The sequence below is a fragment of the Arthrobacter sp. NPDC093128 genome, from assembly GCF_040683875.1.
Taxonomy (GTDB): Bacteria; Actinomycetota; Actinomycetes; order Actinomycetales; family Micrococcaceae; genus Arthrobacter.
Window position 1 is genome coordinate 123,402 of the sequence record NZ_JBFBEY010000015.1, and the last position, 22,590, is coordinate 145,991.

Below are 22,590 nucleotides of genomic sequence, written 5' to 3' on the forward strand. Positions count from 1 at the left end.
GATGAGCCTAACGCGCAGCTTCGCTCCCAGCCCGGATCGGACTACGAACGGGAACGGGCTGCCTCTGAGTCGCGGTCAATCCTCACGTCAAAGTCCAGGCCGATGCCGTTGCCCGCGAGGCGGCGGAGGAGGTATGCGCGGAGTGCATCGTTGGTGGCAGTGTGCGCGCTGTGGATGGCTTCCCCGCTGAGGAGGGCAAACGAGTCGCCGACGTGGAAGACCGTCAGGAAGCAGTCCTCCAGCTGGTCCGTCCGCAGGTTGCGGACGATTTCCCGGAAGCTGCCCTCTGAGCCGCTCCTGGGCATGGTTGTCACCGAAAAGGTCACTGTGCTTGGCATTCTCGCTGGTCCTCTGTAGCCTCCGGCCGGGGACCTCCCCCCGGCCTCTATGACAGGCTAGCCGCTGGAGACTGGAGGCAGAACCCTTACCGGCAAGTAAGTTGCAGATTTCATGAATTTGGCAATTGGTGGGGTCGCAGGGGCTCGGCAATCCGGCGCTGCGGATCTCTAGGCCGTGCGCGATTCGATGAATTCCCTCAGCTCCAACGGGTCCAGCAGGAGCCCGTGGCTGGTTGCCCAATGGACGTTGAGGCCTCCAACCTCGTCGTGAATGGAGACGCGGGCAAGGTTTACTCCCGGCGTGGACCAGGCATAGGCATCGCGCACCGCATCGTAGAGAGCGCGCTGCTTCCACCGGGACGAGCCCTTGTCGCTAAACACTCCCGGCGCGTCGGAGCCGCCGAACATGGCGTCCGATGACGGGCTGGCCCACCTGCCGCCGGACTTCCCGTCCTTCAGGCACATTCCTTCCATGTTCCCGCTGTAGCTGCGGTACTGCTGCGCCCAGGGGAGTTCAGATGACCACGTAGTTGAAGGGTCAACGGCCGGTAGCGGTTGAAGTGCAGGGCCTCGTCGAACTCGACGAACAACCCGTCCGAACACGCAAAGTCCCACACCCCGGCCGTGAACTCGGCGTCGTCCCTGACACCGCCCAGTGCGCGGTAGACGTCGACGATGGAGGCCCGCATTTCGTCGGAAAGCTGCTTGGTGGTCGCCGCCACCACGCCGTGCTCGCGTGGTGTGTCCAGAACGTTGTACCCGGCTGCCGCTAACGAGGCCTTGAACGCGCTGGCCCGCTTCCCGTGCTTTCCCATGGTCGAATCCTAGCGAGCCGGGGCGGGGAACCATCAGTCCCGCACATTCTCATCCTGTATTCGCCAAAGGCAGATGTTGCTATCGTCGGTAGTGGATTGCCGGCCTGCGGTATTGCTGGCAAGCCTCTTCCGGCTACAGGACGAAGGTTCATCATGAAGCGCACACGTCTTTCCGCTATCGGCCTCATTGCAGCGGCAGCACTCGCCCTGGCCGGCTGCGGGTCCGGCTCTACAACTCCGACCGGTTCGGCCCCGGCGGGAGGCGCGGACACGTCGCTGAGCGACGTCAAGAGCGCAGGCGAGCTCAAGGTCGGCACGGAAGGCACCTATAAGCCCTTCTCGTTCCATGCCGACGGAAGCGGCGACCTGACCGGCTATGACGTCGAGATCATCACGGCCGTCGCCGGGAAGCTCGGCGTTAAACCGTCCTTCCAGGAAACACAGTTCGACGCGATCTTCGCCGGCCTTGAGGCTAAGAGGTTCGACGTCGTCGCCAACCAGGTCTCGGTCACCGACGAACGCAAGGCGAAATACGAGTTTTCGGAGCCGTACACGGTGAGCACCGGCGTCATTGTCACCAAGGCAGATGACAGCAGCGTCAGTTCCTTCGACAGCCTCAAGGGCAAGACCACCGCTCAGTCCCTGACCAGCAACTGGTACAAGCTGGCGCAGGAGAGCGGCGCCAACGTGGAAGCCGTGGAGGGATGGGCGCAGGCGGTAACACTGCTGAAGCAGGGGCGCGTTGACGCCACCATCAACGACAAACTGACCTACCTGGACTATCAAAAGACCGCGAAGGACGGTGAGATCAAAATCGCCGCCGAAACCACGGACAAGTCGCTCAGCGCTTTCGCATTCCGCAAGGGATCAACGAGCCTGGCCGAAGCAGTGAACACCGCCCTCGGTGAACTGCAGACCGACGGGACGCTTGCCAAGATTTCGCAGAAATACTTCGACGCTGACGTCACGAAGTAGCGGCATGGAGGCCGACGGAGAACGCAGCGTCAGAGCATGACTATCAACTGGGACCTCGTGTGGAGCTCACTCGGGCCAATCCTGATGGGCGCCGTCACGGGCACGATTCCGCTGGCCCTGGCGTCGTTCGGCCTGGGACTGCTGCTGGCCCTGCTCATCGCCCTGATGCGGCTGAGCAGGAACCCCGTGTTCGCTGCCATTGCGCGGATCTACATCTCGGTCATCCGCGGCACACCACTCCTGGTCCAGTTGTTCGTCATTTTCTACGGGCTGCCTTCAATCGGCGTCACCATCAGCCCCTGGCCCAGCGCCATCATCGCCTTCTCCCTGAACGTGGGCGGATACGCAGCGGAGGTGATCCGGGCGGCCATCCTTTCCGTTCCCAAGGGGCAGTGGGAGGCCGGGCACACGATCGGAATGTCCCGCCGTCAGTCGCTGGTGCGGATCATCCTGCCGCAGGCCGCCCGGGTGTCGGTCCCGCCCCTTTCCAACACCTTCATCAGCCTGGTCAAGGACACGTCACTGGCATCCCTGATCCTCGTCACCGAGCTGTTCCGCCAGGCACAGCAGGTGGCGGCCTTCAGCCAGGAGTTCATGCTGCTGTATCTGGAGGCAGCCGTCATCTACTGGGTGGTCTGCCTGGTCCTTGCCGGCGGCCAATCCGTCCTGGAGAAGAGATTGGACCGCTATGTCGCCCACTGAATCCACGCACGCTGAGCCAAAGAGCCAGGACTCGGCGCTGCTGGCCGTCAGGGAACTGCGGAAGGCCTTCGGCACTCATGAAGTGCTGAAATCCGTCGACATCGACGTCCGCCGCGGCGAAGTGGTCGCCCTGATCGGGCCGTCGGGGTCCGGGAAAACGACGGTCCTGCGGTGCCTCAACGGACTGGAAATACCCGACGACGGCGTTGTGGACTTTGTCGGGCAGCTCGCCGTCGACTTTTCCGCACCGGTGTCCAAGAAGCAGCTGGCCGCCTTACGGGACCGCAGCGCCATGGTGTTCCAGCACTACAACCTCTTCCCGCACAAAACCGTCCTGGAGAACATCATCGAGGGGCCCGTGCAGGTGCAAAAACGCCCCAAAGCCGAGGCGATCGCTGCGGCCAGGGAGCTTCTGGCCCGGGTCGGGCTGGAAGGCAAGGAAAAGAGCTACCCGTTCGAGCTCTCCGGCGGGCAGCAGCAGCGCGTGGGCATCGTGCGTGCACTGGCCCTGCGCCCGCAGCTCCTGCTTTTTGACGAGCCCACGTCGGCCCTGGATCCGGAGCTGGTGGGGGACGTCCTGACGGTCATCAAGGAGCTGGCCGATGAGGGCTGGACCATGGTGGTGGTCACCCACGAGCTGGCGTTCGCCCGCCAGGTCGCAGACGAAGTCATCTTCATGGACGGTGGCGTCGTCGTCGAACGCGGGCACCCTGACACGGTCCTGCGTGACCCGCGGGAGGAACGCACGCGGCAGTTCGTGGACCGGCTGCTGAACCCCTTCTAGCGCCGTAGCACCGGACCCCTTGCCCCGTGATGGACGGGCGGAGGAGGATATTTGGTAACCGGTAGGAGGCGCTCCATGACCCAGCTTGGCAGGTTCGAGAAGTACCTGATCGAGGAATTCTTCGACGATTACCGTGCCGGTGCCATGAGCCAATACACGTTTACGCGCCGGGTGGCGTTCATTACCGGCAGCATGGCCGCCGCCGCGGGCGCCATGGCCCTGGTTGGCTGCACCCCGCAGGAACTTCCACGAAGCACCGACCCGATGCCCACCCCGTCCTCGCCTTCGCCGGGCGGCGGCACCGCTTCCGCCGGCACCGTGCCCGGCGCCAAGAGCCCGCTCTCCGTTCCCGAAGGAGCGGCCGGTCTGGTGACCGCGACGGTGCGGTTCCCCTCCGGCGGCACCGACATCAGCGCCTACCTTGCCCGGCCGGAGGGCGACGAAGCGGGACCGGCCGTGCTGGTCTGCCATGAGAACCGCGGCCTGACCCCGCATATCCAGGACGTGGCGCGCCGCTTCGCCAAGGCTGGTTACGCGGCCCTGGCCCCCGACCTGCTGAGCAGGGAGGGCGGAACGGCGAGCCTGGACCGGGACGCCGTCCCCGGAGCGCTGACGCAGGCCGGTGCATCCCGGCACGTGGCTGACTTCTCGGCGGCGTTCGATTACCTGAACGCGCAGCCCTTCGTCGATTCCGGGCGGATTGCCATGACGGGCTACTGCTTCGGCGGAGGCATCACGTGGCAGGCGGCGACGGAGCTGACCGGACTGAAGGCGACGTCGGCGTTCTACGGACCCGCCCCCGACCTGGACAAGCTCTCCGCGATCAAGCCGGCGGTCCTCGGGGTCTACGCCGAACTTGACGACCGGATCACCGGCGCGTTGCCTGCCTTCCGTGACGCCCTGGCGGTCACAGACGTCCGCCATGAGCTCAAGGTGTATCCCGGCGTCGACCATGCGTTCCACAACGACACCGGCGAACGCTACAACGAGGCGCAGGCCACCGCTGCCTGGAACGACACCCTTGCCTGGTTCGGCAAGTATGTCTAACCGTGCGCTCGCAGGCGGAATCAGGATCCGCAGCGGCATCTCGCTGAAGCTGCTTCCCTCGGCGCTTGTGTCGCTCTCCGGCTTCGTCTTGTTCGTTCTGGAACAAAGGATTGCCGGGTATGGCCTTTTGGCGTTGGGGCTTGTACTGGCAGGATTCATCGACAGGGCGCTCCTGCGCGATCTGGCCCTGATCACGGCAGGGCTCGTGGCTATCAGCCTTGTTCCGATCACCACTGATATCAGCACCGGGCACATGGTCGTTATGGGTACGGCGATGATCCTCGCCGTGGGAATCCCGTACTTTGCTTCGCGGTTCGCCTTCAAGGACCATGCCGTCAGGTTTCCCGTGATGACCGGGCACCCCTGGACGCTCACCGAGAAGTGGTACCTGGCCGCCGTCGTTGCCATGGGCTACGCGCTGCTGCCGGCGTACATGGTCAATACCGGGGTCTACACCAACTGGCCCGCGGTCTCGGACCCGGAAGGGATCTTCCGCCTCTTCCTGGGCACGAATGTGCTGGGGATCTGGGACGAGCTGTTCTTTATCTGCACCGTCTTTGTGCTTCTGCGCCGGCACCTGCCCCTGGCGCAGGCAAACGTCCTGCAGGCTGTCCTGTTCACGTCCTTTCTGTGGGAACTGGGCTTCCATGCCTGGGCGCCGGTCTTCATCTTTCCGTTCGCCCTGCTCCAGGCGCTCATTTTCACGAAGACAAAGTCACTGTCCTACATCGTGGCCGTCCACCTGCTCTTCGACTTCGTCCTGTTCCTGGTCCTGCTTCATGCCCACAACCGCGCCTGGATCGACATCTTCATCTACTGACGACGGCGGGACGGCGCCGGCCAACAGGCCATTCCGCTGCCGCTTGGGCAGGGGGATCCTGTCCAGATCCTCTGCCGCGACGACGGCGGCCCGCCCAGCGCGGGCAGCGGCCTGTCCGGCCAGGACGCGAACATCGGTGTACCGCGACGAAAAATGGGTGAGGACCAGTGTCCCGGCTCCGGCGGTGGACGCCAGCGCGCCTGCCTGCCCGGCGGTGAGGTGCAGGTACTGGGCGGCCAGCCCGGCGTCGTCATTGCTGAACGTTGATTCCGCCACCAGGAGGTCCACCCCGTCGGCGAGCTCTTCGGCGCCGTCGCACTCGGCTGTATCCATGACGAAGGCGAAGCTCTGGCCGGGACGCGGAACGCTCACGTCCTCCAGCCGGAGCCCGTCCACGTTCCCTTGCTGCTGGAGCCGTGCGATGTCCGGCCCGGAGATCCCTGCCCTGGCGAGTTGATCCGGCAGGATGGTGCGTCCGTCCGGCTCTACCAGCCGATAGCCGAATGTGTCGATGCGGTGCCGCAGCGGCCGCACCTCCAGGCCCGGTGCCACGGGCCCCGGCCCCGAGTGCGGGTGCAGCCGCAGGTCCAGGCCCGGGGAGGCCAGGGACACGAGCGCGCGGACCACCTCCTCGCCCGCGGCTGGGTAATGCAGGTGCACCGGGTGCGTCACTCCGTCGAGGACCATGCGCGACAGGATGCCCGGAAGCCCGAAGCAGTGGTCCCCGTGAACGTGCGTGAGGCAGATCCGCGTGAGCTGGCTGGCCGAGACGCCGGCGTGGATCATCTGCCGCTGGGTGCCTTCGCCCGGATCGAACAGCAAGCCCTCGCCGTCCCACCGCAGCAGGTAGCCGTTGTGGTTGCGGGTCCGCGTGGGAACCTGCGAGGCAGTACCGAGGACGACCAGTTCACGCATGGGACTGAGTGTCTCACGCTCCCGCGCGGGGCGCTCGCCGGGTATGCGACAGAATGGTCGGGTGACTGACGCCTGTGACTTCGTGGATGCCTCGCTGCAGCGTGAAAGCTCCTGGCTCCGGGCGGAAGAGGCCCAGGCCCGGCTGGGCGACGGGCTTGAGTACTACGGCGCGTCCGTGGGTGCGGTGCGGGGAACCATCCGCGACATGCTGCGCCGCCACCGTGACCTGGTTCACGATGACATCACGGCCCTCAGCACTGAGCTGTGGTCGGTCCCCGTCTTCGAGCGCCGCCAGGCGGCGGTTGTGCTGCTGCAATCCCGGGTGGCTCTGCTGAACAACTCCGATCTCACCCGGATTGAGGGTTTTGTACGGGAGGCGCAGTTGGGTGAGCTGGTGGACCCGCTGGCCGCCGACGTCGTCCGTCCCCTGATAGCCGGGCTGGAAGGACAGGCGAGAGAGCGGGCGGACGTTGTGCTGGACCGGTGGGCGCGTGATCCGGACCCCTGGCTGCGGCGCGCAGCCGGGCTCTCGCGGGCGGACGGTCCTCAGCCGCCGGCCCGCCGCTCCACCACCGCGTAGGCCTTTTCTTCCAGGAACTCCCAGTCGGTGACCACCATGAACCCGAGGGCGCTGACGCGGTCGTTGAGGACCAGGATGTCGAAGCCGCCGTCCCGGGGCTCGGCGTCCCACGTCGCAACATGGAGTTCCTTGCCCTCAAGGACCAGGAGCTCCATGTTGACGTCGAAGTCCTCCTGCGGCTGATCGCTCAGCTGGCAGATGGCCACACAATAGTTTCTCATTTACGGATTCTGCGCCATGACTGCTGTTACGCCGGGAAGGCGGTGTTGTAGCGGTAGAGGAAGGCAGCCACCTGGTCCCGGTTGACCGGCAATCCTGGCCGGAAGGTCCTTGTGCCGTCGGGTTCCGCCCAGCCGTTGGAGATTCCGTTTGACGCCAGCCATGCGATCTCTGCGTAGAAGGCGTTTTGCTGGGAGATGTCGACAAAGGGAGGTGCTGTGGGTGTGTAGGCAGGGCTGCCGGCGAAACGGTACACAAATGCGGCGACCTGGTCCCGGTTGACAGCCACTGTCGGGCGGAAAGTCCTGGTTCCGTTGGCTTCAGCCCAGCCGTTGGTGATTCCCCGGGACGCGAGCCACAGGATCTCCTTGTAGAACGGGGTCTCCGGCGTGACATCCGCAAAGGGGGAACCCGTCGGCGTATAGGCCGGGCTCCCGGCCATCCGATAGAAGAACGCGGCCATCATGTCCCTGCTGGCGGCCACGCCGGGACGGAATGTACGGGTACCGTCACTTTCGTACCAACCGCCGGCAATTCCCTGGTTCGCCATCCAGCTGACCTCTGTGTGGAGTGCCGAGCTCGGCGGGACGTCAACGAACGAGATAGACGGCGTCGGCGACGGAGAGGGCGAGGGAGACGGGGACGGTGAGGGAGACGGCGACGTTGGGGGAGCGGAGGACTGGCCCAATGCCTGCGCCACGGTCCGGACCGACGTCGTCCCGTTAGCCGTCCGCGCGGCCAGCCACGTGACGAAGGATTCGAACAGTGCGGGCGTGATGGAAAGTGACGGGTCCGTACCCACAGCGATTTCGTGGAAGGTCAGCTGCACCCAGCCGCCGGTGGTCTCTGCGTCGGTGACCCGTGCCTGCAGATCCGCGAGGGTCCACGAGCTGGCCACCTGGTCCGGAGCCTTGACGACCATGGGATTGCCCGGCGGCAGCGACTCCGCGACGGGGCAGGTGGCACAGCTGGCCGGCGAGCGCAGGTCACCCAGGCCCCGTGAACTGGCGAAGCCGCAGTCGCGGACTGCCGACTGGGCGGTCGCATTCTCTGCGGCGAAGGGATACGCGAAGTTTCTGACAGTGAAACCCCAGCCTTCAAGCGTCGTCTTGCTGTTGCAGACTTCGGCGCGGGCGGCCGCGGCGCTGAGGGTGGTCAGGTCCGGATGGGTCACGCTGTGGCCGCCGATCTCGTTGCCGTCGGCAGCCAGGGTGTTCAGGTTCGCCTGGGTGAGAAAGCCGGAGGAACCGATGAAGGAGGTGGTGATGTAGAAGGTGCCCACCAGCCCGTGCGCCTTGAGCACCTGGGCGGCTGCGAGCTGGCTGCCGTTGCCGTCGTCAAACGTGAGGCTGATGATCGTTGGCTCGGCAGCCTTCGATGAGCTGGCTATGCCAACTACGGTGCTCACCGTGAGCAGCAAAACACCTACGATCGCAGTCCACCGACGACCGTGCCGGTCCTTGGCGGAAGTGTCCTCCGGAGGGTCCGCCAAGTGCCGTGCTTGACTGCGGACGGGGTGGGTCATCCAGCGCATGATTCCTCCAAGCGTGTGAGTCCCCCCGCAAGAACATGCACGTAGACTACGCCTCGCGGCGTGAAGGCAAAACACTCCATTTGACAAACGGCGAAACCAAGTATAAGAAGGCCCGCTACTCGCATCTGAGCTGCCGCGGCGCTCGCCGTGCCGTTACTGAATCCGGGCCAGCACTCGGGCCTGGACTAGAAGCCCGGTGGCAAACATCACCGCCAGCCCCAGGATGATTCCGGCGCTGGTGAGCGCCGTGAACGTCTTCCCGGTGCGGTCCTTGAGCATGGGCAGCAGCTTGACGGCCACCTGGGAAACGGCCCCACGCCCGCACCCAGCAGGATGCTGGCCGTTCGACGCCGACGCCTGCAGGGCTTTTTTCGGAATACCGATCTCGGTCTATCCAAGACTCCAACAATATTGTTCGATACGCCTAACATTTGCCCGTGGCTTGCTACCATGGATGGCATGCCGGTCTCCGATTTGTCCCCAGCCGCCCAAGACTACCTGAAGCTGATCTGGTCAGCCACGGAGTGGTCTCCCACACCCGTAACCGTCGGTGTTATGGCCGAACGGCTGGGGGTCAGGCCGTCCACCGTCTCAGATGGCATCAAGAAGCTGGCACGCCAGGGACTGGTTGCCCATGCCCCGTACGGAAGCATCGAGCTGACCGACGCCGGCCGGGAGCACGCCGTCGCCATGGTCCGCCGGCATCGGCTCCTGGAGACGTTCCTGGTGGACGTACTGGGCTACGGCTGGGACGAAGTCCACGATGAGGCCGAAGTCCTGGAACACGCGGTGTCGGACAAACTGATTGGACGCCTGGACCGAAAACTTGGTCATCCCACCCGGGACCCGCACGGTGATCCCATACCCACCCCGGACGGAAAGCCACACCTCCCGGAGGGAACGCAGCTCTCCGCCGCGGCCGCCGGCGGCACAGTGGCCATCACCCGGATCTCAGACGCGGATCCGCAGATGCTGCGCTACTTCACCCAGCTTGGGCTCGCCCCGGACACCAGGCTCACCGTCAGGGAGCACCGGCCCTATGCGGACGTGACCACGATCCGGCTGCATGGACCCGACCGGGACATCGACCTCGGAGCGTCGGCCTCGGATGCCATCTGGGTGGTGGCTGTCTAGACCGGGGCCGCCGGCTGTTCAGGGACCGGCTGTTCAGGGCGGCGAGATGGACAGCTGTGCTGTGGCCTCGCCCTGCGCGAACCTGATGCGCAGCAGGGCGCCGCGGGTGTCCGCCGGTACCGTGAAGCGGACGTCGCCCGACTTGCTCGCATCGCCCGCCACGAGATCGTTCAGGCCGGAATCGGGCGAATGGTTGATGCCGCCCGCGTTCAGCCTGAACGTTGAGTCCCAGAAGTTCACGTCATACCGACCGTGGTTGGTGCAACGGACAGTGAACGTCAGCGCCACCTTCCCGGCGACGTCGGGGCGCACCCGCGCATCGAGAATTTCATATTCGACGTCGGCGGACCTGTACTTTCGCTCGGCCGGCACGGCCACCGTCCACCCCGCACTCTCACCGGCGCCGGTCATGGTTCCGCTTGGTTGGGGCTGGACGCCGGGCTGTGAAGCGCCGGCTGCGGGGGAGCTGCCCGCCGTGGCGGCGGGACGGCCGCCGTCGAACACCCCGAGTTGCCCCAGCCCCAGCAGCAGCCCCGTCACCGCGGTGATCACCGCAGCGGCGGCCGTCAGCAGACCGGGCAGCGTGGCCCACCAGCTGGTGGGCTTTTCATCCGCCATAGCCGTTCCCCCTCGGTCCCGAGCCAAGGTCAAAGATCAGTGATATCCCCATACTCCTGCCATGCGGCCCCGAGCGCCAGATGCCGGCCCTGTTGCAGGCGCCCCGACACTCGTACTCTGGTTCTTGGAGGTGATTGCCATGAAGGCAGCCCAGGGAGACCGGATCACGATCCGGGGCAAGACGGTCGAATCGTCGGACCGGCACGGCCAGATTGTTGAGGTCCACGGCGCTGACGGAGCGCCGCCGTATGTGGTGCGTTTCGACGACGGCCATGAAACCACTGTCATTCCCGGCGGTGATTTCATCGTTGACAGGATCCAGCCGCCGCACTGACACGGTCCGGCAGCAGTCAAAAGCTGGACGAACTCCCTGACCCGGAGAAGCTACCGCCGCTGCTGCCGTACCCCGTTGTGCTGCCGTCTCCGCCACGGGCGCTGCCGACGCTGCTCACACCTGTGTTGAAGCCGGTGTTGAACGTGGGAACCGAGAAGAAGTAGTAGGACGGATAGACCGTGCCGAGGATGCTGGGCTCGTAGGCGCGGCCGTACTTGGCTTTGCTTCCGGCCTGCGCGCTTTCCATTTCGTTGCGCATGAGGTCGGCTTCGCGCTCGTTTTTGGCGAAGCCGGCGATAACCGTGTCGGCGTGGTCCTTCAGCAGTTCGGACAGGTGAGTCCGCGCGTCCCGCAGCCGGTCCAGTGCTGTTTCCGGAGGGATTGAGCCGTCGGCGAGTTCGGCCGACCACCGTTCGATCTCCCGGTGGCTCTGGTCGCGGAAGGACCGGAGCGCTGCGGCCGTCGCGGAATCGCCCTCGGCGTGCCGTTTGCCGAGCATCTGTTCCAGGGCAGCCAGGTCACTGCGGAAGGGCGCCAGCTGCCGGTCCCACGCGGATGCCCACGCGGACCCCCGGTTCAGGAGCGCGTTGGTGTCCGAAATGACGTCGTCCAGCGCGTCGAGCTCAGCGGCGGCGTCGGCAAAGCTTTGAATCAGCTTAAGGTTTGGCCGCCGGCTCATGGCGCGCGGAGTCAACTCGTGCGCCCGGTTGGATAGCGCGGTGGCAGCGTTGTACTTGTTCAGGAACGTGCGGTGCTTCTCCAGCACGGTGCTGCCGTACCGCGAAGACTCCGGTATGGTCTCGGCATTGAGCTCGGTGACCTGCAGATCCATGCTGACGTTGGCGTAGCTCGCATCACCGCGGGCCAGCTCCTTGCGGCTGTCCGCCCGGGTCCGCCAGCGCACAATCAGCCACGTTGCGGCGCCGAGTACGGCGGCGGTACCGGCGCTCCAGGCCGTGGCGAGGAAGGCGATGGAACGGTACCACGGCTGGTTGATCAGCTCGGCGCCGTGCCGGATGCCCGCGATGGTGCCGTCGGTCCACTGGGCGTCACGGAGCAGATCCTTGGATGCGTCCTGGATGTCCTCGCGCTGTTCAACGGAAACCTTGCGGTCCTCGCCCATATACGTGCCCACATGCCGCCCCACCGGGTCCAGGGCGAAGATGAAGAGGCCGTCCGCCCATTTCTGGCCGTCCCCGCTGATCCACTCCGGTTGTTCAGCACGGGCAAAGCGAAGCACCTCCTCGTTGAGGTTGTCCTCCGCCGAACCCCTGTACGTGAAAATGGCAACCCTGGTGGGTTCGTAGAAGTCCAACGACTCCACCGCCGGAACCAGCCGGTTGCGGTCCAGCACTCCGGCGCCGTCTTCCACCACGATCTCCGCCGGCGGCTCCGCACGGGCGGCAGCCGTCCCGCACAGCGGGCCGAGAAGTACCAGCAACCCGGCAGCTAATGCCCTTCGAATGTTTCCTTTTCCCATGAAGCAACGATTGTCTCCGGCGGCGCTGATGGCAACCCCCGCCGGGAGGACCGAAGGCACCGTAGCTAGAGGGTGGGGAGTGGGCCATACTGACCACATGGACGCAGCGGCGGGAAAACCGAACAGGATCCTCGTGATTATCGTGGCGATTATTGCCGTCCTGGTGGTGGCGGCCCTTGCAGTGGTTTTCTCGCGGGGAGAGCCGGCCCTGCTGGACGAGTCAACGCCGCAGGGCGTGGTGCAGCGTTACTCGGCCGCCGTCATCGGTGGGGACGAGACCGCTGCCATGGCGTACCTCACGGAGGCCGCCCGGACCCAGTGCGTCGATTTCCAACGGGCTTCCACGGACAACCTGCGGGTCACGCTGGTTTCCACCACGGAGCGGGCCGCGTCCGCGGACGTGCGCGTACTGATAGTGGTGTCGAACGGGAGCGGCCCCTTCGGCAATTCGGAGTACCAGGCCGAGGACGTTTTCGACCTCGTCAAAACGAACAGCAAGTGGCTGATCGATTCCTCACCTTGGCAACTCAGGGTCTGCGCGAACCGGGCGGTGAAGCCGTGAGCGCCGCCCGGACGGTGCCGGCGCCGGCGGCCGGGTCCGCCCAGCCCACTGTCCGCCGCCTCATCGTCTATACGCTGCTGTTCGCCTTGGTGGTGGTGGCCGCAATAGGCCTTAGCGGCCTGATGGGACGGCTGCTGGGTGCCGGCACCGTGGTCGTTGGGGGTGACGTGGCGGGCCTGGCCCGTTCGCTCGCATTCACCCTGATCGGCGGTCCCATGGCAGGCGCCCTGTGGTGGTTCGTCTGGCGCCGGCTCGAGGACCCGATGGAGCGGCAGTCCGTGGGCTGGGGGCTGTACCTGACCATCATGTACGCCGTCGCACTCATCACGGCTGCAACATGGCTGCTCGGTGCCCTGGCCTCTGTCGCCGGAGGCGAATGGCAGGGGTGGCAGCTGTCACTGTCCAACGGGCTGGTCTGGGCAGGGGTGTTGGCGTGGCACCGCTGGATGCTGCGCCACCCGCGCAAGAGTCCCCTGCTGATGCCGGACGTGCCCACCGTGCTAGGGGCATTCTTCGGGCTCGTCATCGGCGTGGGCGGCACCGTCACGGCGATGGCAACGCTTCTGGATACTGCCATCCGTGGCTTCACCGTGTCAGCCTCAGTCGGGGAACCGTGGTGGCGGTCCGTGCTGCAGTCGCTTGTCTGGGCCGCCGGAGGCGGGGCCATCTGGTGGTGGCACTGGATCCACGAAGCCGGACGCCGGCTGAAGACAGGTTTTGCCGATGTCGGGCTGGTGGTGGTCGGTATCCTCGGGGCGATCATCCTGGCGCTTGGGGGCATCGGCACTGTCCTGTTTGTCCTCCTCCGGCTCGCCTTTGACCGCACGGACCCCGTAAGCGAACTCCTGGAACCGCTGGGCGCAGCCATGGCGGCGGGCGCCGTCGGCTCCCTGGTCTGGGCCTACCACCGAGCCGTCTCGCTGGGACGTGCCGCCGCCACCCTGCAGGCAGCGAAGCTGGTGACCTCCGGGGTTGCCCTGGCCGCAGCCGCCACCGGAATCGGCGTTGTGGTCAATTCCGTACTCAGTATCGCGGCCACTCCGCTTGCCGGCAGCGGCACACGGGCCCTGCTGCTGGGTGGCATCAGCGCCCTGGCGGTCGGCGGTCCGCTGTGGTGGCTTACCTGGAAGCCCGGTGTGCCGCCGGAACCGACCGAGCTTGGGCGCCGGGGACGGCGGGTGTACCTCATCGCAGTATTTGGCCTGAGCGCGGTGGTCGCCGTCATCACCCTCCTGGTAATCGGATACCGCGTCTTCGAATTCGTGCTCGGCGAGGTCTCGGGCGGAAGCCTGGTGGACCGGACCCGCGCACCGCTTGGCCTGCTCGTGGCAACAGGGCTTGCCGCCGGATACCACTTCGGGGTGTGGCGGCACGACCGTGCCCTCACGGCCGCTGCCGCGCCCGCGCGGAAGCGGACCGTCGGGAAGGTGATCCTGGTGACCGCCGGCGACCCGGAACCGCTGGCCCGCGTTGCGGCCGACGTCACCGGCGCGAGTGTCACCGTCTGGATAAAGGCCGACGCCGGGTCCTCCGATGCAACTGAGGGAGCAGCGGACGAGCTGCCCGACCGGCTGGCCCGTGCACTGGACGGCGTCGCCGCGGACCGCGTTTTGGTGGTCACGGGCCCCGGATCCCGCGTCGAGGTCATCCCGCTGGCTCCGGCGTGAGCTAGGCGAGCCCGGACGTCCGTTTGTAGTTGCGCACCGCGTTGTTGACCGTGGGGAAGAAATGGTCGGGGCCGAACCTGCTGCTCACTCCGAACCTGAGCAGGCGGCCCCTTCACCGGGCCCTTCAACTCCGCGAAGACCAGGCTGATGCCTTGGCCGGCGAGTTCGTCGTCAAGCTCCACGAGATCGTCCAACGCGGTGGTGTCCAGGTCCGTAATGGCCTCGGAAGCCACAATCACGCATTTCACCGGTCCGGGGGCATTGGCCACGAGGCTGCGGATGTGCTCAGCAAACACCTCGCCATTGGCGAAAAAGAGCGGTGCGTCAAAGCGAGCGATCACCAGTCCCGGGACGCGCTGGCCCTCCGGATGCCTGCTGATGTCGTGGTAGCCCCGGACGTCCTCCAGGCTGGCCAGCTCGGTCCGGTAGGGATCCCACGCCCGCCGGGTGAACGCGATCAGGGACAGCGCGATGGCGATGACGATGCCCTGCAGTACGCCCACGAAAGCGACGCCGAGGAACGTGGCCACAAGGAGCACCGTTTCCATCCGGCTCATCCGGACCAGCCGGAACAGGGTCTTGACGTCCACCAGCGAGGAGACCGCCACCATGACGACGCCGGCAAGCGTGGCGGTGGGGAGGAAGGCAGTAACGCCCGGGGTTACCAGCATGAACACGATCACCAGGGCCGCGGCCACGATGCCGCTGAACGGGGTGCGGGCACCGGCGTCGAGCGCTATGGGAGTCCGGGACGAGCTGCCGCAGACGGGGAAGCCGCCCAGCAGGCCGCTGGCCACGTTGGCAATCCCCAGTGCTCCCATTTCCTGGTTGCCGCTGGTGTGGATGCCACGGCGGCCTGCGAGGCTTTTGGATAAGGCTGAGGTATCGGCGAAGGCGATGAGCGCGATGCCGGCCGCCGGACCAACGAGTCCTGCAACATCATCCAGGGTGATGCCGCCCAGGGCGGGCGCGGGAAGCCCCTGGGGGAGGGCTCCGACCATGGGCATGGCATCCTTGAGGCCGAAGGCGGCGGCGGCCGCGATGGACGCTGCCACTGCCAGCAGCACGCCCGGCACCTTCCCGGGCAGGAACCGGCCGGCCACGATGATGATCACTGTGGCCGCTCCGAACAGCAGCGCCACAGGATTCACGGCTCCTTGGAGCACTGCCTCCGCCGTACCCGCGGCGGTTGCCTGCAACGAGCCGCCTGAAACCTGGATTCCAAGAAGCCGGGGCAATTGGCTGACCATGACCGCGAGCGCTATGCCGTTGAGGTATCCCACCCGGATCGGCTTCGACAGCAACCCGGTGACGAATCCCAGCCGGAAAAGCCGGCCGGCGATGAGGAACCCTCCGATCAGGATGGCCAGCAGCCCGGCCAGCGCCACGGCATGGTCCGGTTCCCGTCCGGCCAGCGGAAGCACCGCGGCGGCGATCATGGGCGCCAGCGACGAATCAGGTCCCACGATGAGGACGCGGGAAGGGCCGAAGACGGCATAGAACAGCATGGGAATCACCGAGGCGTACAGTCCCGTGACTGCCGGCAGACCGGCGGCCTCCGCGTAGGCCATGCCGGCGGGAATCAGTGCGGCACTGAGCGCCGCGCCGGCCGCAAGATCGGACCTGAGCCACGACCGCTGATAGGTCCGGGCCAGCTCGATGCCCGGTACGGCTTTCAGGATCCAATCGCGGCGCAAATGGTGCCTCCCGGGCTGGTGGTCGGCGTCAGGGCTAGGGCGTTCCCTGGATCGGTCCCGAATCCTGGCCATATTCGGCGGATACCAGGATGGGAAGGTGGTCCGACGCGCCGCGCGGCAGGGTCTCCACGTTCTCGATGTCCAGCCCGAGGGAGGTGGCAAAGTCGAAATGCCCCTTGAAGACCTTGTACCTCGTATAGGTCCGCCGGTCACTGAGCGAGAGTTCGTAGCCGGAATTCTTCATGTGTTCCGTGAGGTTCTTCGTGAAGAAGGGGTAGTTGAAGTCACCCACCATAAGAGTCATCAGTCCGCTGCCCATGCCGAGGAGCTCCGCGTGCGCCGCCTTGATCTGTTTCCGGCGCAACGAATTGGAAGCCGTCAGGGGCGCCGCGTGGAAGGAAGCGATCACCAGCTCATGGTCCGTCTCGTTGTCCACGACCCTCGTGCCGATCAGCCGCTCATGCGCCGGTGCCAGAACCCGGTCGTGCAGTGATTTCTTCAGGGCGAAAGTGTTGGTTTCGAAGGCCGTGAAGCGGTCCATCCGGTAGTAGATGGCAAGTCCCAGCCTGTTGCCCTTGGTCGAATCGGCCAGGTGCAGGGGCCCCAGCGTGTCCGGTAAATCCGTGGTGTCGCACTCCTGCAGGCACAAGGCATCTATCCCGAAGTTGCGGGCCAGATCGAGCAGTTCGCCGCGCGCCGCGTGCTTTCGAAGGTTGTAGCTGATGACCCGTATCAGGGGAATACCTCTTCCGCGCGTAGTTAGGAGAACCAGTTCCTGAGTCTACCCAGTTGAGGGTGCCGCGCACAGGAAGACGGCACCGGAAGACGGCACACGGGAACGGCGGGGGACGCGGCCAAGCCGTCGTCCCCCGCCGTTATCCTGCGGCGGGCCGTTATCCTGTGGCGGGCCGGTTAGCGGCCGCCGGGACCGCGGGCCGCCGTGTATTCGCCGGCGGTGACGGTGCCCTGTTCCTGTGCGCCGTCAAGAGTTCCGTCTCCGACGCCGGAGGTGACCTGGGCCGTCCCGCCGGTGTACACCGTGTATTCCTCACCGGCTGTGATGGCTGCCGAGGAGAAGACCAGCGAGGCTGCCTGCTTGGCCGTCACGAAGGTCGCCACCACTGCACCGCTGGAATCCGCCAGCTGGATGGTGGTGCCGGCCGGAAGGGCGGAGCCGAAGGTCAGCTGGACGCCGGACTGCGATGAGGACGTTCCGGGCGTCACCGCCATGCCGGAGCTCCCCGCGGCCGCGACGGTTCCGCCGTTCACCACGAGTTCGCCGTTGACGTCCAGCGCACCGTTGCCGTCGTTGGTGGGCCCGTTGACCACCACCGTGCCGCCGGTGATGGTGGCGTTGCCGTTGGAGTCCAGGCCGTCGCCCTGCGAATTGATGGTCAGCGAGCCGCCGGTGATTTCCACGGTGTAGTCGCCCGCGGCCATCTCACCGCCGCCCATTCCGCCCTGCGAATCGGTGCTGCCAGTGCTGCCGCCGGACGCGTTGACGCCGTCGTCGTTGGAGGTGACGGTGGCCGTGCCGTCGGAGATCATGATGTGCTGGGCTTCCAGGCCTTCTTCGGACTCTTCCACCGTGGCGGTGCCGGCGGCAACGGTGAGCGTGTTGAATGCCTTGATGCCGTCGTCACCGGCGCTTACGTTCAGGGTGCCGCCGTTGATGAGCACCCAGCCGCGGCCTTCATCTTCCTCGTTGTCCGACTTGAATCCGTCGTCGCCGGCCGTGACCTGGTAGGCGCCGTCAAGGAGCACGGCGTAGTCCTTGCCCACGATTCCGTCATCCGCGGCATCCACCTTCACGGTTCCGGCGGCCAGCACCAGGCCGTCCTTGGAGGAGATGCCGTCGCTGTAGTTCCCGTCCACGGTCAGCGAGCCGGTGCCGGCGATGGTGAGGTCGGCCTGCGAGTAAAGGGCCGCGTTCGGGGCGTCCTCCGCCGTGTCCGAATAGGTGGCAGCGTCGCTCAGGGTGTTGGACGTGCCGTCCTCAAGGAACACGATGGCTTCGTTGGCGCTCTGCACCACAAACGGGGAGCCGGTGGAGCTGTTTATATCGGCGCCGTCGAGGATGATGCGCACCACGTCTTCCTCGCCTGCGGCGACCACTACCTGCCCGTCCGACAGCGATCCGCTCAGGCGGTACGTGCCGGCCGTGCTGATGGTGGCGGTGTCACCGTCGACCTTCACAGCGTCCGACGACGTGCCGGAGGCCACAGTGCTGGCGCCGTCCGCCAGGGTCACGGCTACTTCGGACGCCGCGTCCCAGGTGAGGTCGTCGGCGTCGTAGTGGGTGTCCGCCGCGAGGGTGTCGAGGGAGACGGCCTCGGCGGTTCCGGACGACGCTGCCGTGCCCGAGGTTGTGGTGCCGGTGATGGAGGTGCCGGTGGACGCCGTGCCGGCGGCGGAGCAGCCTGCCAGTCCCGCGGCGAGGGCGAGGGCGGTGACGGACAGGGCGGTGCGGAAGCGTCTCATGGTGTGTTCCTTCTGTGAAGTATTCGGGGGAGCAGCAGGGTCAGGCGGCGGGGCGGAGAGCCAGGTTCCGGCGCAACGTCCGGTTCCAGCGGTTGGCCGGCAGGTCAGGGCAGAGCGCCGCCATGCCGGTGGCGAACTTGGAGATCCGGGAGGGCCGCACGCCGTGTGCCCAGAGGTGCCGGTCCAGCGGGCCGGCCGTCGATCCGGACTTGGTCTCGAGGATCACGGCGCCGTCCAGTACCCAGGCCTGCTGGCCGGGGCGCTGCCAGGTCACGTCCGTGTCGATGGTGGCCCGGCTGCCGGATTCGGGCAGGTACAGGGTGGTGCGGAAGTAGCGGGTTTCGAGCACGGGCCCCAAAGGTCCGGAGGGCACGTCGCCCACTGCGGCGGCGAGGGTTTCGTGGACGTAGTCCAGGCCTTCGGCCGTCAGCCGGGCGCGGTCGCTGAGGTCGTAGGGGATGCGTTCCTTGACCGTGGCCTCGCGGGCGCCTTTCGTCTTGACTTCCAGGAAGCTGATGGCGCTGTCCACATAGGTCCTGGTGCGGACCTTGTAGCGGCGACGGCGGCCGTGGGCTGCCAGTAGGTAGCTGTCCAGCTGCGCGGTGTCGAAGTATACCGAGTCGTAGGCGAAGCAGCGGGAGCCGTCCATCTCCAGCACCCGGACCTCGGCGTCGAACGTGGCCAGGAGCTGCTGTGCCAGCGTCTCGGGGACCACGTACTTGCGGTCCACCCGGGTCTGCAGTGCGGCTTCGGCGTTTAGTTCGTCCAGCCCGACCGGCGGCAGCAGGCGCAGGGTGCCCAGGATGCCGGCTTGCGCCGGGGCGCTCATGCCGCACCTGCCGAGGCATGGACGGGGTTGGCCGCGCGGCCGGAAGGCACAGCCGCCGCGGGGTCCGCGGGGAACTCCACCGAGGGCCGGTCCGCCGCGGGGCCCGCCGCGTGGCGGGCAGCCGCCGTCGGGAAGGGGGCGAGGACTGCCGGTTCCATTACGGGGGTCCCGGCCGATGGGATTTGCAGGGCGGCAGGGCCTGCGGGGAACGCTGCCGGAACGTAGGCGTAGCGCACATCGACGACCGTCTTGTCGTTGACGAGGTCCAGCTCCTGCACGGTGGCCGAGTGGACCTTGCCGTGGACCACCTCTTCGAGCCGGGCGTAGAGTTCCTCATCCACGGCGATGGCACGGTCCAGGATCACTGTCTGGTGGCGGTAGGCCGGCAGGACCCGTGAGTGGTCGCCCACGAACATCACCAGCAGGATCATGGTCATCAGCGCCAGCGGCAGCCACACAGGGTCGATGCCAAGGCCGGCGATCAGGCCAAGGGCCAGGGCCGAGAAGTAGTACGCAACCTCGTGCTGGGCAAGTTCGGTGGAGCGGAGCCGGATGATGGACAACACTCCGAAGAGGCCGAGTCCCAGGCCGACGCCGGCGGCCGATCCGGAGAGTGCGGCGGCAACGGCCATGACACCGACATTCATGCCGAGGTAGGACACCACCAGGTCGCGGCGCCGGTGCCGGCGCAGATAGAGGGCGAAGGTCAGGATGCTGATGGCGGCCAGGTCGGCGGCGATAAGGATGAGCGGTGTCATGGAATTCTCCGGAATCTGATTGGTGGATTGGTCGTTACAATCCACGGCCAAACTGTGCAGGTGCTGTGATGGAACCTAGGCCGGAATATGAGTGTCGGCTGAGCGTTCCTTGCGGGTTTCCTCCGCGGGTTTGACGGCGCCCTTGGCGAAGAGAAACCGCTGCTGGACCGCGTAGCTGATGGCCAGCAGGGCGACTTCAGCGAGGATCTTGGCGGCCAGCGGGGGCAGGGACACCGCGTCAAGGGCTGCGATGAGCGCGAAGTTGGCGGCAAGCAGCACCAGTACAAGGCTGAAATAGCGGACGCCGGTTTGCGCTGCAGGCTTCTCCCGGCCGTGCCGGAACACCACCCTGCGGTTGACGGCGAAGTTGACGGCGGAACTCACGGCCCGGGCGCCGACCACTGCAAGCAGCAGCGAGTCGGTGGCCGCGTTGAGGATCAGGAACATCACGGTGTCCACCAGGAACGCCGTGAACGAGGACGCCAGGAATTTCAGCAGTGGCGCATAGATCCGGGCGGAGTCCGCCAGCGGCCGGAAATGCGACCCGGCATTGTGATCCAGGTACACCGTGGCGATGTCCACGCTCCTGATCGCGTAGCCTGTCTGCCCGGCCTCGAGCAGGAGATTCAACTCGTACTCGTAGCGCTCGCCGGGGACGGACCGGAGCCAGGGGAGCATGGCGGCGGGGTAGCCGCGGAGGCCGGTCTGCGTGTCGGCAATGCGCTCGCCGGTGGCCAGGGTGAACAGCAGCCTGGTGGCGTTGTTGCCGAACCTGCTGCGGGCGGGGACGTTCCCGGTGAAGCTTCGGGTGCCCAGCACCATGGCCGTTGGGCCGTCCTGTACCGGGTCACTCGATACCGCGGCCGCCACGCGAAGGATGTCCACGATGGTGTGCTGGCCGTCGCTGTCGGCGCAGACCACGTTCCGGCCGGGCAGGTGGTCCGCAATGAAGCCGAAACCGGTCTTGAGGGCAAAGCCCTTTCCCCGGTTGCGGGAGTAGCCGATGACGTGGCACCCAAGCGCTCTGACGCCGTCGAACACCTCGCGGTAGGCGGGGCCGCTGCCGTCATCGACCACCACCACGGTGGCCCACGGTTCGGTCTCCCGGATGGAGCGGATCAGGGCGGGAAGATGCTGGTCCGGCTCATAGGCCGGGATCAGGATGATCATTGCCGGCCCCTACTGCGCAATGTAGAGGATGTCGGAGGTGTCGCGTTCCTTGTTGTCGCCCAGCGGGTTGTTGACCAGCTCCCCGTTGAAATACATGGTGGAGGATCCGCCGCCGTCAATGTTGTACGCCGTGGTGGCGCCGAGGTCCTTCATGATCTGCGCCAGCCCGGTCATGGTCACGCCAGAGCTGTAGCCGGGGCTGCGGCCGTCCACCACCACGAACACCAGGTGGTTCTCGTCAACGATGCCGACGGCGGTGCGGGGCTGCTCGCCCTGGATGGAGTGGTTGCCGAAGTTGGTGTCCACCTCCACGTCCTCGATGCCGTCGGCGATCTCGCCGTCGTTCAGCAGGGACGGGCCGAAGGAGAGGGTGTTCCAGACGCCGTCCGCCAGCAGCTGCTCTGCAGTGGTGGCGGTTTCGTCGTAGACCTTGACGGTGCCGTCGCGGTAGAAGGCCAGGCCCTGCCGGGCGCCCTCGTCGCGGAACACCACGCCGTTGCGGATCACGATGCCGGTGTCGCGGAAGCCGTAATAGTCGCCGTTGATGGCGAACACCGCGTTGTTGTCTTCGGCGATCGCGGAGGTGGTCTCGGTGATGTTCCCGCCGAAGCTGTTGTTGGCAAACGCGGACTGCACTGTAGTGGCGTCATCCAGCACGACGTCGGCAACGTAGTACGTGACGGTGCTGTCGCCGCTGCCGGTGGTCACCGTGGAGATATTGATGTCGGTGCTGTCCGAGGCGTAGGAAGTGTCCGTGGTGACGGCGGCGGTGCTGCCTGATTCGCTGGTGGACTCAGTGGCGGTGCCCGCCGTGGTCCCGGTCTGGCTTGCCTGGTAGGCGGAGACGTCCGAGATTTCCACGTGCTGTACCACAAAGCGGTCCAGCGCCCACGCAGTGGCCCCGCCGGCTGACAGGGTGAGGGCAACGGCCCCGGCGACGACGGCGCGGCGCACGCGGCCGCCTTTGCGGTGTTGGTTCTTGAGAGGAGTCATGCATTATTTCTAGGCTCCGGACTTATACCGGCCATGAGGTCAGGATAAGAGGAAGCTGTGAGACCCGCGGCAGTGCGATTGGGGCTGCATCCGGGGGTTAGCTGCAAGCGATAGTGTGTTCTGGGATCATCACCAGCC

Annotated in this window: 25 protein-coding genes and 1 pseudogene; 10 read left to right on the forward strand and 16 right to left on the reverse strand. The window is 66.2% G+C overall.

Annotation, left to right across the window (positions count from 1 at the left end):
* Positions 1-41: 41 nt before the first annotated feature.
* The 3 genes from AB0N24_RS18225 to AB0N24_RS18235 all read right to left on the reverse strand — a co-directional run bounded on the left by AB0N24_RS18225 (position 42) and on the right by AB0N24_RS18235 (position 1,153).
* Positions 42-338 carry a hypothetical protein gene (locus AB0N24_RS18225; protein WP_364127190.1) on the reverse strand — a complete coding sequence of 99 codons (297 nt, stop codon included), beginning with the start codon at positions 336-338 and terminating at the stop codon, positions 42-44.
* 168 nt (positions 339-506) lie between these two features.
* Positions 507-812: a hypothetical protein gene (locus tag AB0N24_RS18230; protein WP_364127192.1), complete on the reverse strand. Its 306-nt coding sequence runs from the start codon at positions 810-812 to the stop codon at positions 507-509.
* The gene (locus AB0N24_RS18235) at positions 794-1,153 is read right to left on the reverse strand and encodes a hypothetical protein (RefSeq protein WP_364127195.1); all 360 of its coding nucleotides are present in this window, start codon (positions 1,151-1,153) and stop codon (positions 794-796) included. The genes AB0N24_RS18230 and AB0N24_RS18235 overlap by 19 nt, the downstream gene beginning before the upstream one ends.
* A gap of 153 nt (positions 1,154-1,306) precedes the next feature.
* Between AB0N24_RS18235 and AB0N24_RS18240 the strand changes: the two genes are divergently transcribed.
* The 5 genes from AB0N24_RS18240 (at position 1,307) to AB0N24_RS18260 (ending at position 5,481) form a co-directional block, all read left to right on the forward strand.
* Complete coding sequence (locus tag AB0N24_RS18240; protein WP_364127198.1) at positions 1,307-2,128, forward strand: amino acid ABC transporter substrate-binding protein; 822 nt, start codon at positions 1,307-1,309, stop codon at positions 2,126-2,128.
* Between the two features lie 36 nt (positions 2,129-2,164).
* Positions 2,165-2,830, forward strand: coding sequence for an amino acid ABC transporter permease (locus AB0N24_RS18245; RefSeq protein WP_181038799.1), 666 nt, complete (start codon positions 2,165-2,167; stop codon positions 2,828-2,830).
* Positions 2,817-3,614, forward strand: coding sequence for an amino acid ABC transporter ATP-binding protein (locus AB0N24_RS18250; RefSeq protein WP_364127200.1), 798 nt, complete (start codon positions 2,817-2,819; stop codon positions 3,612-3,614). Before AB0N24_RS18245 ends, AB0N24_RS18250 begins: the two co-directional genes overlap by 14 nt.
* A gap of 75 nt (positions 3,615-3,689) precedes the next feature.
* The gene (locus AB0N24_RS18255; protein WP_364127203.1) at positions 3,690-4,661 is read left to right on the forward strand and encodes a dienelactone hydrolase family protein; all 972 of its coding nucleotides are present in this window, start codon (positions 3,690-3,692) and stop codon (positions 4,659-4,661) included.
* A complete protein-coding gene (locus AB0N24_RS18260) occupies positions 4,654-5,481 on the forward strand; it encodes a CPBP family glutamic-type intramembrane protease (protein ID WP_364127205.1) in 828 nt (275 codons plus the stop codon). Before AB0N24_RS18255 ends, AB0N24_RS18260 begins: the two co-directional genes overlap by 8 nt.
* Here AB0N24_RS18260 and AB0N24_RS18265 read toward each other — a convergent pair.
* Positions 5,377-6,396 (reverse strand): ribonuclease Z, encoded by a 1,020-nt coding sequence (locus tag AB0N24_RS18265; RefSeq protein WP_364127208.1) that lies wholly within the window; start codon positions 6,394-6,396, stop codon positions 5,377-5,379. The two genes, AB0N24_RS18260 and AB0N24_RS18265, sit on opposite strands and share 105 nt — an antisense overlap.
* 61 nt (positions 6,397-6,457) lie before the next feature.
* Between AB0N24_RS18265 and AB0N24_RS18270 the strand changes: the two genes are divergently transcribed.
* Positions 6,458-6,976 carry a DNA alkylation repair protein gene (locus tag AB0N24_RS18270; protein ID WP_364127210.1) on the forward strand — a complete coding sequence of 173 codons (519 nt, stop codon included), beginning with the start codon at positions 6,458-6,460 and terminating at the stop codon, positions 6,974-6,976.
* On the opposite strand, the gene AB0N24_RS18275 is transcribed toward AB0N24_RS18270, so the two are convergent.
* From AB0N24_RS18275 to AB0N24_RS18285, 3 genes are all read right to left on the reverse strand, one after another.
* Positions 6,943-7,197, reverse strand: coding sequence for a hypothetical protein (locus tag AB0N24_RS18275; protein WP_364127213.1), 255 nt, complete (start codon positions 7,195-7,197; stop codon positions 6,943-6,945). The genes AB0N24_RS18270 and AB0N24_RS18275 overlap by 34 nt on opposite strands.
* 26 nt (positions 7,198-7,223) lie before the next feature.
* Positions 7,224-8,603: a polysaccharide deacetylase family protein gene (locus tag AB0N24_RS18280; protein ID WP_364127216.1), complete on the reverse strand. Its 1,380-nt coding sequence runs from the start codon at positions 8,601-8,603 to the stop codon at positions 7,224-7,226.
* A 279-nt stretch (positions 8,604-8,882) separates the two neighbouring features.
* Positions 8,883-9,029, reverse strand: coding sequence for a hypothetical protein (locus tag AB0N24_RS18285; protein WP_364127219.1), 147 nt, complete (start codon positions 9,027-9,029; stop codon positions 8,883-8,885).
* A gap of 159 nt (positions 9,030-9,188) precedes the next feature.
* Here AB0N24_RS18285 and AB0N24_RS18290 point away from each other — a divergent pair, with 159 nt between their 5' ends.
* Complete coding sequence (locus AB0N24_RS18290) at positions 9,189-9,863, forward strand: metal-dependent transcriptional regulator (RefSeq protein WP_364127222.1); 675 nt, start codon at positions 9,189-9,191, stop codon at positions 9,861-9,863.
* A 33-nt stretch (positions 9,864-9,896) separates the two neighbouring features.
* On the opposite strand, the gene AB0N24_RS18295 is transcribed toward AB0N24_RS18290, so the two are convergent.
* Positions 9,897-10,481, reverse strand: coding sequence for a hypothetical protein (locus tag AB0N24_RS18295; protein ID WP_364127225.1), 585 nt, complete (start codon positions 10,479-10,481; stop codon positions 9,897-9,899).
* A gap of 139 nt (positions 10,482-10,620) precedes the next feature.
* Between AB0N24_RS18295 and AB0N24_RS18300 the strand changes: the two genes are divergently transcribed.
* Positions 10,621-10,815 (forward strand): DUF1918 domain-containing protein, encoded by a 195-nt coding sequence (locus tag AB0N24_RS18300; RefSeq protein ID WP_104173061.1) that lies wholly within the window; start codon positions 10,621-10,623, stop codon positions 10,813-10,815.
* 16 nt (positions 10,816-10,831) lie between these two features.
* On the opposite strand, the gene AB0N24_RS18305 is transcribed toward AB0N24_RS18300, so the two are convergent.
* Positions 10,832-12,295, reverse strand: coding sequence for a DUF5129 domain-containing protein (locus AB0N24_RS18305; RefSeq protein WP_364127229.1), 1,464 nt, complete (start codon positions 12,293-12,295; stop codon positions 10,832-10,834).
* 97 nt (positions 12,296-12,392) lie between these two features.
* Here AB0N24_RS18305 and AB0N24_RS18310 point away from each other — a divergent pair, with 97 nt between their 5' ends.
* Positions 12,393-12,857, forward strand: coding sequence for a hypothetical protein (locus AB0N24_RS18310; RefSeq protein ID WP_364127231.1), 465 nt, complete (start codon positions 12,393-12,395; stop codon positions 12,855-12,857).
* Complete coding sequence (locus tag AB0N24_RS18315; RefSeq protein WP_364127234.1) at positions 12,815-14,524, forward strand: DUF5671 domain-containing protein; 1,710 nt, start codon at positions 12,815-12,817, stop codon at positions 14,522-14,524. Before AB0N24_RS18310 ends, AB0N24_RS18315 begins: the two co-directional genes overlap by 43 nt.
* 170 nt (positions 14,525-14,694) lie before the next feature.
* Here the strand turns inward: AB0N24_RS18315 and AB0N24_RS18320 are convergent.
* The 7 genes and pseudogenes from AB0N24_RS18320 to AB0N24_RS18350 form a co-directional block, all read right to left on the reverse strand.
* Positions 14,695-16,293: pseudogene (locus AB0N24_RS18320) on the reverse strand (SulP family inorganic anion transporter); the annotation flags it as partial.
* Positions 16,256-16,954, reverse strand: coding sequence for an endonuclease/exonuclease/phosphatase family protein (locus AB0N24_RS18325; protein WP_364127288.1), 699 nt, complete (start codon positions 16,952-16,954; stop codon positions 16,256-16,258). The pseudogene AB0N24_RS18320 and the gene AB0N24_RS18325, both read right to left, overlap by 38 nt.
* A 179-nt stretch (positions 16,955-17,133) precedes the next feature.
* Entirely contained in the window at positions 17,134-18,702 is a 1,569-nt protein-coding gene (locus AB0N24_RS18330; RefSeq protein WP_364127237.1) for a carbohydrate-binding domain-containing protein, read from the reverse strand.
* A 40-nt stretch (positions 18,703-18,742) separates the two neighbouring features.
* Positions 18,743-19,531: a polyphosphate polymerase domain-containing protein gene (locus tag AB0N24_RS18335; protein ID WP_364127239.1), complete on the reverse strand. Its 789-nt coding sequence runs from the start codon at positions 19,529-19,531 to the stop codon at positions 18,743-18,745.
* The gene (locus AB0N24_RS18340) at positions 19,528-20,289 is read right to left on the reverse strand and encodes a DUF4956 domain-containing protein (protein ID WP_364127241.1); all 762 of its coding nucleotides are present in this window, start codon (positions 20,287-20,289) and stop codon (positions 19,528-19,530) included. Before AB0N24_RS18340 ends, AB0N24_RS18335 begins: the two co-directional genes overlap by 4 nt.
* A 75-nt stretch (positions 20,290-20,364) precedes the next feature.
* Complete coding sequence (locus AB0N24_RS18345; RefSeq protein WP_364127244.1) at positions 20,365-21,459, reverse strand: bifunctional glycosyltransferase family 2/GtrA family protein; 1,095 nt, start codon at positions 21,457-21,459, stop codon at positions 20,365-20,367.
* 9 nt (positions 21,460-21,468) lie between these two features.
* On the reverse strand, positions 21,469-22,452 hold the full coding sequence (locus AB0N24_RS18350; protein ID WP_364127246.1) for a phosphodiester glycosidase family protein: 984 nt from the start codon (positions 22,450-22,452) through the stop codon (positions 21,469-21,471).
* Positions 22,453-22,590: the final 138 nt, after the last annotated feature.